Raw genomic sequence first — 18,268 nt, 5'->3', positions numbered from 1 at the left:
ATGCACGGACCCCCTGACGCCTACGCCGCCCCCCGCGCCTCCTCGATTACGTCCGCGAGGCGATCCGGCCGGGAATGGCGCTGGCAATGGGCTCGCCGGACGAGCTGGCCCGGGATCTTGGTCGCCGACCATGTCGATGTCATAGGGCACTACGATCGCTGGGAGCTGCGCGCCGCTGCCGGCCGCGGCGCGGTCAACTGGTCGCGATTCAAGCGAGGGCTCTTCCGCAGCGGGTCGCGGTTCCAGGACGAGCAGTTCTACGAGGGGGCCATCGCCAACGAGCTGCTTGCAGCGAGCGCCGCTGACGTTCCAAGCAGGAGGGCTCCCGCCGGCGCCGGGTCCGGCGCTGGCGACCACCCGCGCGCCGACATCGAACCCCCCGCCCCCGGGGCGGGTAGCCCGTCATCGCCTGAGTCTCCCGCGGCAATGCATGCCGTACACAGACTGGAGAAATCCACTCTAGCAGGAATCCTGTTCGATGATGCTCCAGCGTCTCGCGCGGGCTCCCCGGGCAGCGTCTGCGCACCCGAGTTCTCATCTTGACAGGTGTGAAAATCGCTGGGGACCATGCCTGAATGGCGCGCACGGCTCCGGTCCCGAACATCCCTGCGATCCCTGGAATGAACCCTGGCGTCTGGATCATGGGCGGTGGAGGCGGCGGTGGTGGCAAGGGCGGCAGGGGCGGCAGCGGGAATGGAGACGGTCAGGGCGGGAGCGCTAACCATGGCGGCAACAACCCTGACGGCGGCGGCAAGGGGGCCAACGGCTGCGGAAATGGACAGGGGGCCGGTGCTTGCTCCAACCCGGTCCACGGCGGCTCCGGCGGCACCTCCGCCGGCGATCCGGTCGACGTGGTCACCGGCCGCGTCTTCACGCTGCCGACGCTCGACCTCGGCCTGCCCGGTCCGCTGCCGCTCGTAGTGCAGCGGCGCTACTCGTCCTCTGCGCGCGATCGCGACATGGGCCTTGGCTTCGGGTGGAGCCACTCGCTCTCCTGGGAAATCGAGCTCTCCAGGCGCGCCGTGCGGATCACGCAGGACGACGGCACCGTGGTGACGGCCCCGCTGCTGGAAGAGGGCGAGACGCGCCCGCTGGTGGGGCAGATCGTGCTGCGTCGCGCGGCCTGGGGATTCGCCCTCACGACCGAGGACGGGCTCACGCTGTTGTTCAACGAGCGCCATCAGCTGGGGTCGCGCTACCGCCTGACCGCGCTCCTCGACCGCAACGGGAACTGCATCGAGCTGGGTTACGATGTCTCCGGCCTCGCGTGGATCCGCGATTGCGTTCAGCGCTTCGTGCGCGTGCGGCGGGAGCGCTCGGGCCGAATCGCCGCCTTTGAGGTGCGCACGACCACGAGCCCCTCCGGCTGGCACGCCTTCTTCACGTACCGCTATGACGAGCGCGGGGATCTCGTCGAGGCTACGGACGCCGAGGGACATGTGTGCCGGTACGCCTATGACGAGGAGCACCGCCTCGTCACCCACGCATACCGCAGCGGGCTCGTGGTCCACTACCGGTACGACCGTGAGGGACGCTGCATCGAGACCTGGGGTGAATACCCCGCTCAGGAGGACCCAAGCCTCGCGGACGGGGTGCCTGTGTTCCTCGCGGACGGCGTGACGCGAGCGCGTGGCATATTCCATTGCAAGCTGGAGTTCTCGGGAGACGGCTACTCCGAAGTCGCGGACTCGCTCCGTGTCCGGCGCTTTTTCGGCAACAAGCACGGCAAGGTGGACCGGTCGACATGGGGCGCGGGCGTGCTCTCGCACGAGTATGACTCTCTCGGGAACATCGTCGCTTTTCGGGACGCCATGGGCGCGACGACGCGCTTCGAGCGCGACGCGGCAGGGCGCGTCACAGCGGTCGTCGATCCGCTCGGCCGCCGGACGCAGTATGCCTTCGATGATCGCGGCGCGCTGACCGAGCTCGTGCGCGCGGATGGGAGCGCGCTCCGGTATACACGCGACGATCTGGGCAATCTTCTCGCGGTCGAGGACCGGCGCGGCGCTATCGTCATGTACGATTACGACGAGCGTGGGCTCGTGAGCGTGGCAACGCTTCCGAACGGGGGAGTGACCCGCTTCGAGCACGATGCGCACGGCAACCGCACGGCCGTGATCGAGCCGAACGGCGCGAAGAAGACGATCTATTACGACGACCTCGGCCGCGTCGTAGCAACCATCGATGCGCTCGGCGCCGTGACGCGCTACGCGTACGACGCGCGCGGCCTGCTGCGCACCGTTTCCGATCCAGCGGGCGGGGTCACCACGTTCGAGTTCGACGCCGAGGGGCGGCTGGCGCGGATCGTCGATGCGGCCAGGCGCGTCGGCAGGCTCACCTGGGGTGGGCTCAACGTGCTCTGCGAGGTGCAGCACGACGGCGCGGGGCCCATCCGGTACCGCTACAACCGCGAAGGCCACCTCATCGAGGTGCACAACGAGCGCGGGCAGGTTCATCGCTTCGTGCGGAGCCTCGCAGGACACGTGATCCGCGAGGAGCTGATGGACGGACGCACGCACGACTTCCGGCGCGATCTGTTCGGCCGGCTGACGCAGTGGCGGAGCAGCACCGGCGAGCTGGTCGAATACGAGTACGACGCAGCCGGGCAGTTGATCAAGCGGATCTACGACGGTGGGGTGGAGGAGTTTGCCTATGACGAGGTGGGGCGGCTGACCGATGCACGAACGCCTGACACGGAGTGCTACCTGACATACGATGAGCGGGGCTGCCTCGTGAAGGAGGAGCAGATCACGCTCGGCGTCCGCCACACGATTGAAGCGGTCTACGACTCCATGGGGCGGAGGACGCGGCGCGTCAGCTCGCTCGGGTACGTCGAGCACATGCATCGAGACATCATGGGCAAGATCGCGCGGATGGCGCTCGGCCGGGAGGTTGTGGACTTCCACTACGACGCGCTGGGCCGCGAGCGCCAGGCCGTCCTTCCGGGCGGCGGGCGCATTCAGTACGACTTCGATCCGGCCGGTCGCCTCGCCCAGCGGCGCGTCTTTTCCGCGACAGCGCGCGCCGCGGTTGGACCGGGCGAGCCGGAGTGGGTTGGGCCCATCGCGCACGGGGTCGTTTCGGACACGCAGTATCGCTACTCCCCTGCAGGTCTTCTCGAAGAGGAGCTCGACGCACGCCTCGGCGCGACGGGATACCGGTACGATCCCATGGGACAGCTCCTCGCCAAGATCCCTGCCCACGGGAGGGCGGAGCTCTTCGGCTTCGACGAGGTCGGCAACCTCTACGCCACCGAGGCCGGCGAGCACGCGTACGATCGCGGCGGTGCCCTGTTGCAGCGGGGAGAGACGGCCTATGCCTACGATGAGCGCGCGCGCCTCGTGGAAAAGCGCCTCTCCGACGGGAACCGCTGGAAGTACACCTGGGATGGACGCGGGCGCCTGGCCTCGGTCGTCGCGCCCGATGGGCGCCTCGTGGAGTTCATTTACGACGCGTTCTGCCGGCGGCTGGCAAAGCGGGTTCGCTCGATCCAAGGACAGCTCCTTGCCCTGACTCGCTTCGTCTGGGACGATCAGCGCCTGCTTCACGAGGTGCGTGTGCGCGACGCGTCCCTGGACGTCCCGGTGACCGAGACGCGAACGTACGTTTTCCCGGATGGGAGCTTCGCCCCGCTGGCGCACATCGATGACGGCGGCGCGCCCCGGTTCTACGTGAGCGCGCCGAATGGATTCCCCGATCTTCTCGTGACGTCCTCGGGGCAGATCGCGGCCGAGCAGCGGGCGCGCGCGTTCGGCGCGGTGCAGGGAGAGGCCTTCACGCCGCTGCGGTTTCCTGGCCAGTACGCGGATGAGGAGACCGGCCTTTGTTACAACAGGCATCGCTATTACGACCCCGACATTGGCCGCTACATCAGCCCGGATCCCGTCGAGATCGTCCGCCGCTACGGCTTCGCCGACAACTCGCCGCTCAACACGGTGGACCTCGACGGCTTGCAGCCGATGACCACGACCATCCGGCGCTCCCAGATCAACCCGGACGGCAGCCGCACACCGCTGCCGAACGCGAGCGGCGTGAGCATGGGGCTGCGCGATCCCGACAACCCGGTCGACATTCACCCGACAGTCTGGAACAACATGGCGCCGCAGGTACCGATACAGAGCGACAATGGCAACACCAACTGGCAATTCCCCCAGGCGACGCGGCCTCCGGCGAACTGCTCAGAGCCCGCGGCGCTGAGCGAGCACCTCTATGACTACGAGCGACGGAACAACTTGCCGCGCGGGACCTGCGGTTCGGGCAGCGACCCGAACAACCAGCACCTCCGCAACGCGCTCCGAGAAATTACGGAGATCAGCTCCATCCAGCAGGGAGGCGGACCGCGCAACGCTTGTCCAAACTGCGGCGTGCTCATCGGCAACCTTCAGAGCCAGGCGCAACAGGGGGCGCCGCCAGACGAGGTGGTGGACCTGGTCGGCGTCACCAAACCGGATATCGATAAACCGAACCAGCGCTGGCAGGGAGCCATGAACCAGGGCGCGCCGACGAGGAGCGCGAGGAGCATCATGAACCCGCGTAATGCGGCTAGCCTGCGGGTGCAGATGCCGCGCTGAGGACCGTCATGGTGATCTCCCGTTTTGCCATCGAAACCCTCGCCAGTCGCGGCATCGTCCGCAGCGAGGCGCATCGTGCCGGCCGCGATCGGCTGGAAAAATTGCTGCATCTTTACGGGCTTCCCGCCCATGAAGCTCTGTTCGCCGCCGAGGCTGCGATTGGCGGCTTCGCCGGCTCGGACCGCGCGCGGGACCCGCTGGAGCTCCCGCTCCGCGGTTCCTTCGGCCCCCCCTCGCGAGACTGGTGGGAGATCCTCCTGGGTCCAGGCGCACTGCTGGGACGCAACATCACGAGGGCGCTGTCCCGCGCCGGCTTTTGGCCCATCGGGATCAGCGCACCTTTCGCGGCGTTCGCGGGGCTCGACCCGTACCTCCACGTCTCTCACGACCGTGCGGAACGCTCCCAGGGAATGGTCGATTTCCTGCTAGCCGAGGACGGCACCGTCTCCGTGGAAGGCTCTTCGACGGGAAACGCGCTGGTGCCCTACGCGGCGTCCCCCGTGATCCTGGTCGAGAAGCTCGCGCGCTTCCTCGACATCGCCCAGCGCGGCCTCCACCACCTGCGCCTCGAAGCCCGCCCGCGCGCTGGCGCCCGGCTCGCGGAGGCGCTCGGCGCCCGGCCCGTGGCGGCCGCGAGCGATGCCTACCACACGATCTGGGACGCCGAGGATCTCGTCATCCTCGACGGGCACCCCTCGGGCGCCGCGCCGGACCGGACGCTCGTCTTCGCCAGGTCGGTCGAGCGGCTCGCCCGGGCGGTCGAAGCGCTCGCGGGCTCGCCGGCGGTCGCGGCGATCGCCTGCGACGAGGTCACCGTGGCTCTTCGCGATCCGGGCGAAGCCCCGGCGCCGGCGAGCCACGGGCTCGTGCCCGTCGGCCTGAATCGGCCCGAGGAGCGGGGAGCGCTGCGCGTCGAGCGCACCGCATCCGGCGTTTCCCTCGTGCAGGAGCGCGACTTTGGCGGGCGTGTGCTCGAGCGCCACGAGCTCCCGCCGGCGGGTGACCGGCTCGCGCACACGCGATGGATGCTCGCCGCCGAGGGGTTCCGGGGCGTGCTCACCGACCGCGCGGTCAACGCCCTGCGCGCGCGGGGGGTGCTCCGGGATCCGCAGCGCGCCGCCTCGCGCGCCCGCCTCGAGGAGCTGCTCGCACCTCACGGCGTCGCGGCCAGCGAGTCGCTGCTCGCGTTCGAGCGGCACGCGGGCGGCCTCTGTGTCTCCCGCGACCAGGGCGAGCACTACTGGCTGGGCCCCGCGCTCGAGCTCGAGGGCGGCGTCCTGCCCCGCGACGGGTTGGTGCCGATCGGCGCCTTCTCCAGGGGCCTGTACTTCATGGCCTCCGACGGCGCGATCCTCGCCGACGACGGCGTGGTGGAGCGCTTCGTCTTCGCGGATTCGTGGCGCATCTTTCTGGAGCGGTTCGCCCTGGGGCACGAGGCTCCGGACGTGATCCCGGGGTGGCCGGCCCGCCACCGCGCGAGCCTCTCTGAGGACGTGGGCGAGGCGCTGGCGCGGGCTCTCGGCGTCCCGCGCGCACCCGAGCTCAGCGACCGGACGCAGTCGTTCTGGACGAGCGACGACCTGGTGATCTGGTCGACGCCCGCCTACCTCGAGTTCTGCGTGTCCCCCTGTATCCTCTACGCGGACGAACCTGCGGTGATCGAGCAGGCGCTCGCATGGATCCAGGCGAACCACCCTGAGCTGAGCATCGAGCGGAGCGAGGCCACGCGCTGATCGAGCGCCGGCATCGGCGGCCCACCCTGTTCCTGCCGCCGCAGACTGTGGAATGAACGCGGCCCCGTTGACGACGCGGCGGCGGAGGGCGCCCCGCTGGGCCACATCGGAGCTGCCCTCGACGGGGAGACAGGCGGAAACTATGAAAATCGCTACTGTTTCCGGCGATCGCTCGTCATCGACCGGTTTCTCTGGCGGGATTTCTGAGCCGCGATACCAGTCTCGACGTGGGCACAGCTGCCCGGTGTCAGGCAGCTGTGCCCACGTCGAGACTAGGGCCGGGCGGCGCCCGGCGCGGCGCCCTCCGCTTCACGCGCCGCCTCGGCGTACTCGCGCCGGAGCAGCGGGTCGAGCTCGAAGGCGCGCCCGAGCGAGGCCTGGGCCTCTCGCGCTTCTTCGCGTCGCGCCTTCGCGTCGGCCGCCCCGCGCGCCCGCGAGAGCAAGAGCCCGCCGCGCACGGCGTGGGCGTGCGCGAGGAGCGGGTCGCGGCGCAGCGCCTGCTCGACGTGCTTCAGCCCCTCGTCGGCGGCGCCGCGGGCCTCGGCCGGCGACGACGCTCGCGCGAGGTGCCAGCAGGCGCGCGCGAGCTCGACGTGGCCCTCGGCGTGGGGGTAGATCTCGATGGCCCGCCGCGCGTCGTCGCGCGCCCGCCGCAGCGCGGGCAGGGGTGAGCGCCCTCTCTGCCGCGCCCATTGCGCCTCGACCGCGCCGAGCTGCGCGCCCGCGAGCAGGCAGCCGAGGCAGCTCGGCTCTGCCCGGTAGGCCTCGGCCAGCGCGGCCCGCCCGGCCTCGAGATCGTCGCTCGGGTCTCCGCCCGAGCGCAGGGCGTGGAGCGCGGCCAGGCGGTGGCCCTCGGCGCGGTAGGACGAGGTCCGCCCCGCGGCGGGGTTGATGGCGCGCGATCGGTCGAGGTGGGCGAAGGCGCGCTCGATCGGCGGGCGCGGGTCCGCGCCGCGCGCGGCGAGGTACTGCGCCAGGGTCAGCTCGGCCACCGCGGCCTGGTTGAGCGCCTGGTAGAACTGGGCGTCGAGCGCGAGGGCCCGGCGCCCGGTATCGAGCGCCCTCTGCACCGTGTCCTGCGGGTCGAACCCGTGCGCGAGATCGTACGAGGCCCAGTCGTTGTAGAGGTCGCCGAGGTTCCAGTAGGGGAAGAGGTATTTCGGATCGCTCTCGATCGCCTGGCGGTAGGAGCGCGCGGCCTCGGCGTACTCGGGGCGCGGGTCCTGGCCCTTGTCGCGCCGGTGGTTGCCCTTCCAGCGGTGGACGTTCGCGAGATCGTTGAGCGCCCAGGGGTAGTTGGGCTCCAGCTCGAGGGCCCGCGTCAGCCGGGCGCGGGCCTCGTCCCAGGCAGGGCCCGGGTCGAGGCCGGCGCGCGCCTGCTCGAACCCGCGCGTGAAGTGGGCCAGCCCCGCGGCGTCATGCGCGTAGACGTCGCTCGGGTCGAGCTCGATGGCGCGCGCTGCGGTGGCGAGCCACGCATCGAGGATGGGCTCGGGCTCGAGGCCGCCGCCTTCGTCCTTCATGAGCTGATACCAGCTCATCAGGACCTGGGCCCTCCGGGTGTGGCCCGAAGCGCGCCCCGGCGCCGCCCGCACCGCCTTGCCCGAGGCCTCGAGGGCGCGCTCGAGCGCTTCTTTGCGGGGCCTGCCCTGCCGCTCGTCGACCTCGGCCCGCTTCAGCCAGGCCACGGCGAGCGCCTCGTACGCCAGCGCGTCGCTGCGCCCCACCTCGAGCGCCTCGTCGTACCGCGCGACCGCCCGCTCGAGATCGGCGCGCGCGCCGTCGTAATCCCCTCGATCGAAGCGATCGACCGCCTGCGCGTGGGCGACGTCGCCGGCGAGCCGGCAGGCCTCGTACGACCAGGGCGCCTCGTGGCCGGCGAGCTCGGCGGCGCGCGCGGCGGCGCCGTGGTCGCGGCGATAGAGGGCGATGAGCCCCTCGAGGTGGTGGGGCGACTCGAGCCCGATCCCGCGGCTCTTCTCGAGCGCGGCGAGCGCGGGCAGGAGGTACTGCTCGTCGAGCGCGCGCCGCCGCCCGGCCACCCACGCGACGCCGCCGCTGCGCCGGGTGTCCTCGAGGGCGCGGCGGTACAGCTCGCCGAGCGCGCGCCCGAGCGCGTAGTGGAGCTCGGGCGAGTCGACCCCGAGCGCACGGGCGCGCTCGAGCTGCTCGCGCGCCTCGTCGAACTCGAGCAGGGCCAGGTGCCCGCGCCCGAGCGCGTAGCGCGCGAGCCCCGCGCCGGCGCCGCCCGTCTCGACGTGGCGGGCCGCGATGCGCGCCATGCGCTCGCGGACGCGGGCCTGCTCGCGGCCGGTGTCGTGGAGCGGCAGGCCGTAGGCGGCGCGCAAGAACCACTCGATCTCCTTGACCTCCTGTCCGATCTCCTCGCCGAGCCTCGCCCGCTCGGCCGCCTCGGCCCGGGCGCGCCGCGCCTCGAGCTGCGAGCGCAGGCCGAGGGCGCCGAGCGCCGCGATGAGCGCGAGCGAGAGGGCCGAGACGGCCACGAGCGCGCGGTGCTTGCGCGCGAGCCGCTTCAGCCGGAAGGAAAGCCGGGGGCGCCGGCCGAGGATCGGCTCGCCGTCGAGGAAGCGCCCGAGGTCCTCGCCGAGGGCCCTCGCCGTGGGGTAGCGCTGCTCGGGCTCCTTGTGGAGGCACTTGAGGGTGATGGTCTCGAGGTCGGCGGGCAGCTCGGGCGCGAGCGCGCGCAGAGGTCGGGGCTCTTCGTGCAGCACCTTGAAGAGCGTGGCGGCGGGGGTGGCGCCCTCGAACGGCGCCGCGCCGCAGAGGAGCTGGTAGAGCGTGGCGCCGAGGCCGTAGACGTCCGAGCGCTGGTCGGCGCCGTGCACCTGGCCGCGCGCCTGCTCGGGCGCCATGTACGCGGGCGTGCCCAGGAGCGCCCCGGTCTCGGTGAGGCTCTGCTCGCCGCCGGCCTCGTAGGCGAGGCCGAAGTCGACGACCACCGGGTGGAAGCTGCCGTCCTCGACCCGCTCGATCAGCATGTTCGAGGGCTTCAGATCGCGGTGCACGATGCCGAGCCTGTGCGCCTCGTGCACCGCCTCGGCCACCGCGCGCATCGCCCGCACCTTTGCGGGCAGCGACATCTCGCTCGCCGCCTCGTCGAACCTCCGGCCGCGCACGAGCTGCATCGCGATGTACGCTTTGCCCGCGACCTCACCGACCTCGTAGACCTTGCAGACGTTCGGGTGGTCGATGCGCGCCTGGGCGCGGGCTTCCTGCAAGAGGCGCAGGGCGCGGTCGGGGTCGGCCCCGCGAATGAACTTGAGCGCGACCGCTCGGCCCAGGCGCTTGTCGCGCGCCTCGACCACTTCCCCCATGCCGCCCCGCCCGAGCGGTCGGATGAGCTCGTAACGGCTCCACGCAGCGACGGGAACCCCTGCCGCTCCGGCCGCGGCGCCGCGCGTGGGCGCGCCCCCTTCCGCCTCGGCGCAGGCCGCGTGCGCCTCCCCTTCGGCCGGAGGGAGGGGCCGAGTCGGCGCCGAGGCGTCTGCCGGCGGCATCGTCGTCGACGCCGGGTCGCTCGTCTGCGCCGGGCCCGCGGCAAGCGGGCCGGGGCGCTCCGGCGGGAGCGTGGGGTCTTCTTCCGGCGCCGGCATGGTTGGAAGCGCTGACAGGGTGGCACAGCCACGCGGGCGGCGAAACGTGTCCATAGGGGCCCAGGCCGATGGCGAGCTTCTCCTCGACGACAACGTCGCGTCGATAACCACGGTCGAGCGTGGCTCCCTTGCAGGTCAGTGGAAGTGGCCTTTGCCTCACGAAGCTCAAGCCCACGAGCGACGGTTCATGACACAAGCCTTGTTCGCAGGCAGACGCCACAAGCGAGCAGCCGCAAAGGATGGTCCCCTCTCGCCTCTTCGCCTTGATTTATATTTATCTTTCCTCCCCGACTCCCCGTCTCCCTGTGTGCTGCCAGCTGGTAGTGGGGTACTTACCCCAATCTGCCAGAATGATGGATCCGTCAAGACGCCATGAGACTCCATAAGACGCCAATATCTTTGTGTTTTCCTTGGCGTCTTTGGGCGTCTCTTGGCGGTTCAAAAAACCCCACCTTTGGCCAAAGCCCCCCACCCCCTGCCAGCTGCTCGCGCACGACCGGATCCGGTTACCGGGAGGCTGCCAGCTGCCTCCGGACAACCGGATCCGGTCCCAGGTAGGCGGCCGAGCTACCCCCGCACGACTGGATCCGGCTTTGCCGAGAGGCTGTCAGCTGCCTTGAAAGGACCGGATCCGGCCGCCAGGCGGCTGCCATGGCGAGAGCCGAGCCCTGCAGCGGTGCGAGTGGTGGCGCTCCCGTCAGGCCCTCCGAACGCCGCCGCACCCGTCGTGCCGCGGGACCCCGGCGCTCCCTACTGCCCGCCGGGCACGCAGATCGCCGTCGCCGAGCCCGCGCCCATGCACGAGAAGCCCGCCGCGCAGTCGGTGTTCGCCGCGCAGGGGAAGGCGCACTTGCCCGCGGCCGTGTTGCACTTGTGCGTGCCGCAGACCATGTCGTTCGTACACGGGAGAGCGAGCGGGCCCGGCTGCCCCGTCGTCGCCGGAGCGGTCGTGCCCGGCTGCTGGTACTGCCCGGGCTGCTGATACCCCGGCTGCTGGTACTGCCCGGGCTGCTGATACTGCCCAGGCTGCTGATACTGCCCGGGCTGCTGGTACCCGGGCTGCTGGTACTGCCCAGGCTGCTGGTACCCCTGCTGCTGCTGGTTGTACGCGTTGTACTGCGGATCCGATGGATCCTCTGCGTCTCGGCCCCGGCTGCACGCGGAGGTCAGGAGCCCGAGGCTTCCGAGGGCAAGGACGACCGAGGCGGCCGAGCGCGCGCTGGTGAACCACATGGATCGCTTCATCAAGGTCTCCTCGAGGTGCGGGGCTCTCCCCGCGTGAGCGACGGGCCGGTGACGGCCCGCCGCTGAGATCTGAGCCCCGGCCCCCGGAGGAGGAACCGCAGGCCCTTCGCCGGCGAGCGCCGCGCCGCGGGCCCGCTGGACAGGAGCGTACCCCCGGTCGGCGGCCGCGCGCCCCTCAAAAAGGACGCGCCACCGCGCGCTCACCGCACCGCAGCATCCTTGCAGCAACGAAAGCCCTGCTCGTAGCCGTAGTCCTCTTCCTTGTGGAACCCCACCGTGGGGCGGCAGCGGCCGCGCATGGGGCCCCACCAGCCGCCCTTCAGCCCGCTCCGCTCCGGCGACTTGCGGCCCGGCCGGACGACCCACTCGTTGATGTTGCCGTTGAGATCGTAGGCGCCGAACGGCGACACACACGCCGGCATCGAGCCCGCAGGCACGCGCTGATCGAGCCGCTCGAGCTCCGCCTTGCACCTGGGGTGCCGCATGCATCGCTCGTAGTGGTAGAGCGTCACCTCGCGCTGGCGAAAGGGCCGGTCGATGTTGCACCTGGTCGCGTCGCGGGCGAAGCCGTACGTGTACGGGAGCATCTCCTCGCCCTCGCAGGCGAAGTTGAACTCGTCCTCCGTGCAGAGGCGCTTGCCGACGCCCTCGCACGCCTTGACGGCCTGGCGCCACGAGACGAGCAGCGCCGGGAGCTCGCCCTTCCTGTTGGGCCACTCGTACCGGTCGACGCAGAACCGCATCGGCGCGCGCTTCTTCGAGAGGCACTCGGTCGGCCGCCTGTACTCGAGGCACCGCTCGCTGACGCTGGTCGGGCCCTCGGCCTCTTTGTAGGGCGTCGCCCGTCGCTCCTGGTCCTTCTCGTACTCCTTGTGGTGCTTCAGGCAGATCTGGTCGACCACGGGGCAGTAGTCGCCCTCGACGAGGACCATGTCGTCCGGGCACCCCTCGGAGCTGCCGGGCAGCCCCGCGTCCGGAGCGCCGCCGTCGAGGGCTGCCGCCGCGGCGTCCGGCGAGCCGCCGTCGAGGGCTGCCGCCGCGGCGTCGGGCGCGCCGCCGTCGAGGGCTGCCGCCGCGGCGTACGACATCGCTGCCCCGGCGTACGGCGGCTCCGCCGGGGTGTACGACAGCTCCGCCGCGGCGTACGGCGGCTCCGCCGGGGTGTACGACAGCTCCGCCGCGGCGTCCGACGGCTTTGCCGCAGCGGCGTCGGGCGGCGCCGGCTCGGCATCCGCAGCTGCGCCGGCGCGCTCGGGCCCTCCGGAGGCCACGGCGCCGGTCCCCGCGGGCGGCGGGCTGTCGCAGGCGAGGATCGCGGCCGTGAGGCCGCAGAGGAAGGCGAGGCTGACCGCGCAGGGCCCGCGTGGAGCCCTGCGCCGTCGAGGTGGCGCGACCGGCGGCGCGGCGCGGCGAGAGCGCCGGCTCATCGGCCGGGGGCGGGGATGACCTTGAGCGGCACCCGGGTCCCGCCGCGATCCACCTCGATCTCGACCTCGCGGCCCGGCTCGAGATCGCCGAGCGCGAACATGAAGTCGTGGATGTTGGTGACGGCGTGGGCGCCGATGCGCACGATCACGTCCCCCGCCTGCATGCCGGCGCGCGAGGCCGGCGCGTCGGGCCGCACGCCCGTGAGCTTCACGCCGGGCCCCTGGTACGCGTAGTCCGGCATCGTGCCGAGCGACGCGCGGAAGCCGCCGCGCATGCTGCGGTGCGGGTCGGCGGGCGCGTCGGTGAAGGCGAGGCGCGCGTCGCGCCGCGACAGGGCGAGCGCCATCCGCGCCGCGAGCAACGAGCACCGCGAGACGCCCGCGGCGTTGATCTTGTCCGCCGTGTCGCTCGGCCGGTGGTAGTCCTCGTGGACGCCCGTGAACAGGAAGGCGATCGGGACGCGCGACGCCGTGAACGACGCGTGATCGCTCGCGCCGAAGCCCTCGACGCCGAACTGGAGCGTGAGGCCGAGCCCGCGGGCGGCGTCGTCCACGATCGGCTTCCAGTCGGGCGAGGTCCCCAGGCCGTCGACGAGGAGCTTGTCGTCCCGCATCCGGCCGACCATGTCGGCGTTGATCATGGCCACGACCGGCTTCATGCCCGCGAGCGGCGCCGGCGGGTGATCGACGAAGTGGCGCGAGCCGATGGTGCCGAGCTCCTCGGCGCCGAACGCGATGAACAGGAGGTTCCGCGCCGGCCGCTCGGGGAGCGAGGCGAACCGCCGCGCCACCTCCAGGAGCATCGCGGTCCCCGAGGCGTTGTCGTCGGCGCCCGGGTGGACCGCATGCACGCCGGGCGCGCGCGAGAACGACGTGCCCCCGTAGCCGAGGTGATCGTAGTGCGCGCCGACGACGACGTACTCACCGGCGTGCGGCGAGCCGTCCCGCGCCGGGAGCAGGCCGATCACGTTCGACGCCGGCGCCATCCGCGCGGTGACCTTGGTCGTGATCTCGACCGTGGTGCCGCCGAGCGGCTTCGGCGCGGCGGCCTTGGTCGCGGCCGGCTTCACGGCCGCAGGCTTCGCCACGGCCGGCTTCGCGTCGGCCGGCTTCGCGGGCGGCGCGAGCCCGGCCGTGGGGAAGAGCGCGCGGGCCGCGGAGCGCGTGATCACCACGGCCGGGATGCCCATGCTCGCCGCGTCGTCCGACACCCGCGGGAGCTCGTCGCCCGCCGCGACCAGGATCACCCCGGCGGCCTTGTGCTCGCGGGCGGTGCGGAGCTTGTAGCGGACGCTGCCGAAATCGCGGAGCGCGTCCGCCGGCCGCGGAGCATGATGATGGGGATCGGCGGTCGCAGCGCCGCCGTGCGCGCCGGCGGGAGCTGCACCGGCATGCGCAGCGCCGCCGTGCGGATTCGCGGGCGCAGCGCCGCCGTGCGGATTGGCGGGCGCAGCTCCGCCATGCGGCCCCCCGGGCGCAGCGCCGCCGTGCGGACTGGCAGGCGCAGCGCCGCCGTGCGGGCCCCCGGGCGCAGCGCCGCCGTGCGGGCCCCCGGGCGCAGCGCCGCCGTGCGCGCCGGCCTGCGCCGCTCCACCCGGGCCGCCGTCCAGCGTGGGCACGCCGTCGAGCACGATCGCGATCTTCCCCTCGATATCCCGGCCGGCGTAGTCGTCCCAGGAGAGCGCCGACGCGGTCACTCCATGGCCGACGAGCACCGCGGCCCCCGACACCGTGCCGCTCGCGCTCCCGTCGGCCGTGACCAGCTTGCCGGCCTCGACGCTCTGCTTCCGGCCCGCGCGCTGCACCGCGAGCGCCGCGGGCGCCACGTCGGCGCCGACCCGCGCGTCGAACACCTGCCTGTACGCCTTCGCGTCGCTCCCCGGCCCGCCCAGCGGCGAGAGCTTGAGCTCTGCGAACCGGCGCGCGATGAACTCGGCCGCGAGATCGGCGCCGGGCTCGCCGGTCCCGCGCCCCGCGAGCTCGGGCGACGCGAGGTACGCGACGTCCGCCGCGATCCGCGCCTCCGCGGCGGGATCGACCTCCATCGAGGCCGGCGCGGCGGGCGCCGGCGCGGCAGGCTTCGAGGCCGGCGGCGCGTCAGGCTGGCGGGGCGGCGCGGCCGGCGGAGCGCACGCCGCGACCGCGGCGAGCAGGCCGGCGGCGAGGCCGCGGCGAAGACCCCATGCGCGGGGCGACAGCGGGGCCGCGGCGCGCCCGGCGCTCACCACGGCGACGCCTTCTGCGCCGCGCGGACCAGCTCGAGCGCGCGACGGCCGATGTACTCCTCCACGTCGGCGGGCGCGATGTGGCGGTCCTTCGCGAAGTCGAACTCGCGCGGCTTGCCGTCGCCGAACGTCACCCGGACGATCGCGGACTCCCGCAGGAGCTCCAGGGAGAGGCTGAAATCGCCGAGCGCGAGCCGGTGCTTGTCCTGCTCCTGGGCGAACGCGATGGGCTGCCCCTTCTCCTGCAGCCTCTCGTGCGCGAACTTCAGCGACTCGGCCCCCAGCGACACGGCCGACTCCGCGGCCGCGAGCGCCTCGGCGACCCGCTTCTTGTGCCGCGCGAGCTCTTCAGCCTCGCGCTCCGCCTTCGATTTCACGGCTTCGATGAGCTCATCACGCCAGGTAGGCACAGTGCACCTCGGCGCGAACACTCTTCCGAAACGGGCGTTTTGTCCAGCCCGAGACGCGCCGGTCACCCGACCACCCCGGCCAGCCCGACGCGCGCCGGAGACGGAAATGGCCGCGCTGCCGGCACAAAAACAGGAAGCCCGGAAGCTCCGGAGAGGATGACCTCCTCCTCGAGCGCTCCCGGGCTCCCTGCCCCTGGATCCTGCGCCGCGGCTTCGTGCGCGGGCCGATGCGCGCCGCGCGCCGCTACGGCGTGTCGGCGCCCCCGGCCTTCGGCGGGGCGAACTTGCTCAGGTCCTCGGCCACGGTGGCCTTCGGGTTCATGAGCTCGTGGAACGCGCGCTTCGCGAGCGCGCCCGTCTCACCCTGCTCGTGCCGCAGGGCCATGAGCACGCCCTTCTCCTTCATGAACTTGAGCGTCTCGATCGCGCCCTTCTTCTTCGCGCCGTCGCCGCTCTTGGCCTCCTGGAAGAGCCGGTAGCGCAGCACGACGCGGGTCTCCGAGTGCGGGCCGTTGTCGTACTTCAGGTTGTCGAACTGGGCCTGGAGCCGCTGCCGCGCCCACTCCTGCGGCGCGTCGGCGACCTTCACCCGCGTGATCGCCTCGGCGTTCGCGACGTACCGGTAGAGGTTGCCGCGCTTGAAGTCCTCGTCCGACCAGTAGCCGAACGCGCGGTAGTAGTGGTCCTTCAGGTCGTCGAGCGCCGACTTGTCGAAGTCGGCGTACATCGCGACCGTCCGCGCCGCGGTGTCGCTCGTGCCGCCGAGGATGAGCGCGAGCGCCGCCGCGTTCCGGACCTCGACGTCCTTGAGCTTCTCGAACAGCTGCCCCTGCACCGCCTCGTCGAAGCCGCCGATGCCGATGGCGCGCGCGATGGCCATGCGCACCCCGGGGTCGACGTCGGCCGTGAGGAGCGTGACGAGCTCGGCGGCCGCGCCGGGCACCGGCCGGAGCGCGAGCGACGACGCGTAACAGGCGCCGATGAGCTGCTTGCGCGGCTCCTTCTTGCTCGCGAACTCCTTCGCCTTCTTCGCCACCTCGATCATCGCCTTGTCGTCGGCGCACCAGGCGATCGACTCGCAGGCGGCCTGGCGGGCCTCCTCGTGCCACAGCTCGTCCTCGATGAGCTTCGTCAGCTTCTCCACCGCGCGCGGATCACCCCACTCGGCGAGCCCCTGCGACGCGCCGTAGGCGACCGCGCGGAGCGCCATCCCCAGCATCGAGAGTCCCGCGCCCTGGAGCCCGTCCTGGGTGATGTCCATCTTCGGGTCCTTCTTCCGGCCGAGCTGCTCGAGGAGCCGCGGGTAGGAGGGCTCGTCCTTCATGCGCCCGATGTACCGGAGCGCGCTCTGCGCGGTCTCGAAGGCCGTGGGGAACGGCGGCAGCTGCCCCTCCTTGGGGAGCGGATCCGTCGGGAAGGCCCAGTCGCGCATGTCCTTCAGGATCTTCTCGGAGCGGACCGTGGCGAGGAAGCGCAGGCCGTTCGCGTGCGGCTGCGGGCGATCCTTGAGCCACAGGATGACCGGGGCCTCGGCCGCGGCCTTGAGCTCGGCGGCCTTGTCCGCGTGGATCGTGGCGAGATCGGCGAGCATGCGGGCGCCGACGACGCGCGGCAGGTCGGTGCGCGACAGGTGCCCACCCTCGTCCGCCTCCCAGAACTTCTCGAGCTTGTAGAGCTTGAGCGGGTCGGCCAGCAGCCGCTCGCCGAGGAACTTGGCGGCGCGAATGTCGCCGACCTCGGCGAGCCGCGTCCCCGCCTCCCCCTGCCAGTGCAGCGGCGGCTTCCTGGCCTCGATCCACTTCACGAGCGGGTCGGCCGACCGCGGGTCGGCGAGCTCGCGCAGCATCTCCATGATCTGCTTCGTCTGGAACCAGGTCGTCTCCTCGGGGTCCTGCTTCACGCTGTCGAGGGCGAGGACGAGCCCCTCGCCGCCGATACCATCGCGCAGCGCCTCGAGGAAGCGCTGGCGGCTGGCCTTGTCGGCGTTCGCGAGGGCCTCGAGGAGCGGGGCGCGCGCCGTCTCGTCGCCGATCCTCCCGAGGCCGTTCGCGGCCTCGCGCGCGACCTCGACGTCCTTGTCCTTCACGAGCGTGATGAGCGCGCTCGTCCATTTGGGCTCGGCGTTGCGCGACAGGACCGTCGCGACCAGCTGCCGCACCGACGAGCTCTCGTCGGTCGCGAGCTTCGAGAGCTCCTCGAGCGACACGAGGCCGGCGAGCTTCTCGGGGTCGAAGGCGATGCCGCCGCCGAGCCGCTCGACCTTCGAGAGGAACCCCTTCCTGTACTGGTCCATCGCGTCCTTGAACGCGGCCGGCTCCTTGAGCTCGACGAGGGCCCAGACGAGCTGGGGCCTGTCGCTCTCGTCCGCGACCTTGAGCGCCTCGAGCAGCGCGTGCTTGGCGCCGTCGGCCTTGGGCGAGCCGTAGTACGCGAGCACCTGCGCGGCGACGCCCTTCACGCGGTGGTCCGGGAGCGCGAGCGCGTTCTGCGCGTGCGTGACGCCCTCGGGGTCGTCGGCCCACGCGAGCTGCATGAGGGCCTCCTGCTGGAGCGACAGCTCGGCGCTCGCGGCGGCCCACTTGCGCCACAGGGGCAGCTGGTCCTTCTTGGGCAGGACGAAGATGTTTTTCTTCTCCTTGGAGACGGCGTCGACCGTCATCTTCTGGCTGTCCTGCTTGACGCCGAACCAGATGGCGCCCGCCGCGCCGAGCACGACGAGGAGGCCGACCACGATCGACACGGGGCTGAACCGCCCGCGCTTGAAGTTGCCGTCGTCCGCGAAGCCGCCGCCCGCGGGCGCCGGCGGGGCGCCGGGCAGATCGTTGTCATCGGGGGGCCACTTGGCCGCCCGCTTGGCCGGAAGGGGCCCCGGCGGCGGGCGCCGTCCGCGCGGCCCCGCGGGATTCTCTCGTGAAAGATTCGGACGATCGAGCATGGTTCCTCCAGCGCGCGGGCGACGACGTGACCCGAACGGCGGTGGCATCGCGCGGCGAGCCGCGCTGCGCCCCCGACCCCTCCCGGCGGCGGCGGCGTCGCGCGGCGA

At 72.1% G+C, this 18,268-nt stretch carries 8 protein-coding genes and 1 pseudogene; 2 read left to right on the top strand and 7 right to left on the bottom strand.

All coding sequences use genetic code 11. The annotated features are described in order from the left end of the window. Positions 1-575: 575 nt before the first annotated feature. Both WME73_RS50015 and WME73_RS50010 read left to right on the top strand, forming a co-directional pair. Positions 576-4,571 carry an RHS repeat-associated core domain-containing protein gene (locus WME73_RS50015; protein ID WP_437914192.1) on the top strand — a complete coding sequence of 1,332 codons (3,996 nt, stop codon included), beginning with the start codon at positions 576-578 and terminating at the stop codon, positions 4,569-4,571. 410 nt (positions 4,572-4,981) lie between these two features. Next, positions 4,982-6,304 carry a hypothetical protein gene (locus WME73_RS50010; protein ID WP_437914191.1) on the top strand — a complete coding sequence of 441 codons (1,323 nt, stop codon included), beginning with the start codon at positions 4,982-4,984 and terminating at the stop codon, positions 6,302-6,304. Between the two features lie 272 nt (positions 6,305-6,576). On the opposite strand, the gene WME73_RS50005 is transcribed toward WME73_RS50010, so the two are convergent. From WME73_RS50005 to WME73_RS49975, 7 genes and pseudogenes are all read right to left on the bottom strand, one after another. Then, on the bottom strand, positions 6,577-9,918 hold the full coding sequence (locus tag WME73_RS50005) for a protein kinase domain-containing protein (protein WP_437914189.1): 3,342 nt from the start codon (positions 9,916-9,918) through the stop codon (positions 6,577-6,579). A 79-nt stretch (positions 9,919-9,997) separates the two neighbouring features. After that, positions 9,998-10,138, bottom strand: a pseudogene (locus WME73_RS50000) (GxxExxY protein); the annotation flags it as partial. Between the two features lie 530 nt (positions 10,139-10,668). Further along, on the bottom strand, positions 10,669-11,163 hold the full coding sequence (locus WME73_RS49995) for a hypothetical protein (RefSeq protein WP_437914188.1): 495 nt from the start codon (positions 11,161-11,163) through the stop codon (positions 10,669-10,671). 200 nt (positions 11,164-11,363) lie between these two features. Beyond that, on the bottom strand, positions 11,364-12,590 hold the full coding sequence (locus WME73_RS49990) for a formylglycine-generating enzyme family protein (protein ID WP_437914186.1): 1,227 nt from the start codon (positions 12,588-12,590) through the stop codon (positions 11,364-11,366). Next, a complete protein-coding gene (locus WME73_RS49985) occupies positions 12,587-14,815 on the bottom strand; it encodes a M20/M25/M40 family metallo-hydrolase (protein WP_437914184.1) in 2,229 nt (742 codons plus the stop codon). The genes WME73_RS49990 and WME73_RS49985 overlap by 4 nt, the downstream gene beginning before the upstream one ends. After that, on the bottom strand, positions 14,812-15,192 hold the full coding sequence (locus WME73_RS49980) for a hypothetical protein (RefSeq protein ID WP_437548004.1): 381 nt from the start codon (positions 15,190-15,192) through the stop codon (positions 14,812-14,814). Before WME73_RS49980 ends, WME73_RS49985 begins: the two co-directional genes overlap by 4 nt. Before the next feature lie 277 nt (positions 15,193-15,469). After that, the gene (locus WME73_RS49975; RefSeq protein WP_437743331.1) at positions 15,470-18,160 is read right to left on the bottom strand and encodes a HEAT repeat domain-containing protein; all 2,691 of its coding nucleotides are present in this window, start codon (positions 18,158-18,160) and stop codon (positions 15,470-15,472) included. Positions 18,161-18,268: the final 108 nt, after the last annotated feature.

The organism is Sorangium sp. So ce302 (assembly GCF_051530145.1).
GTDB classification, from domain to species: Bacteria; Myxococcota_A; Polyangia; order Polyangiales; family Polyangiaceae; genus Sorangium; species Sorangium cellulosum_B.
This window is presented reverse-complemented; position numbering and strand designations above follow the sequence as displayed.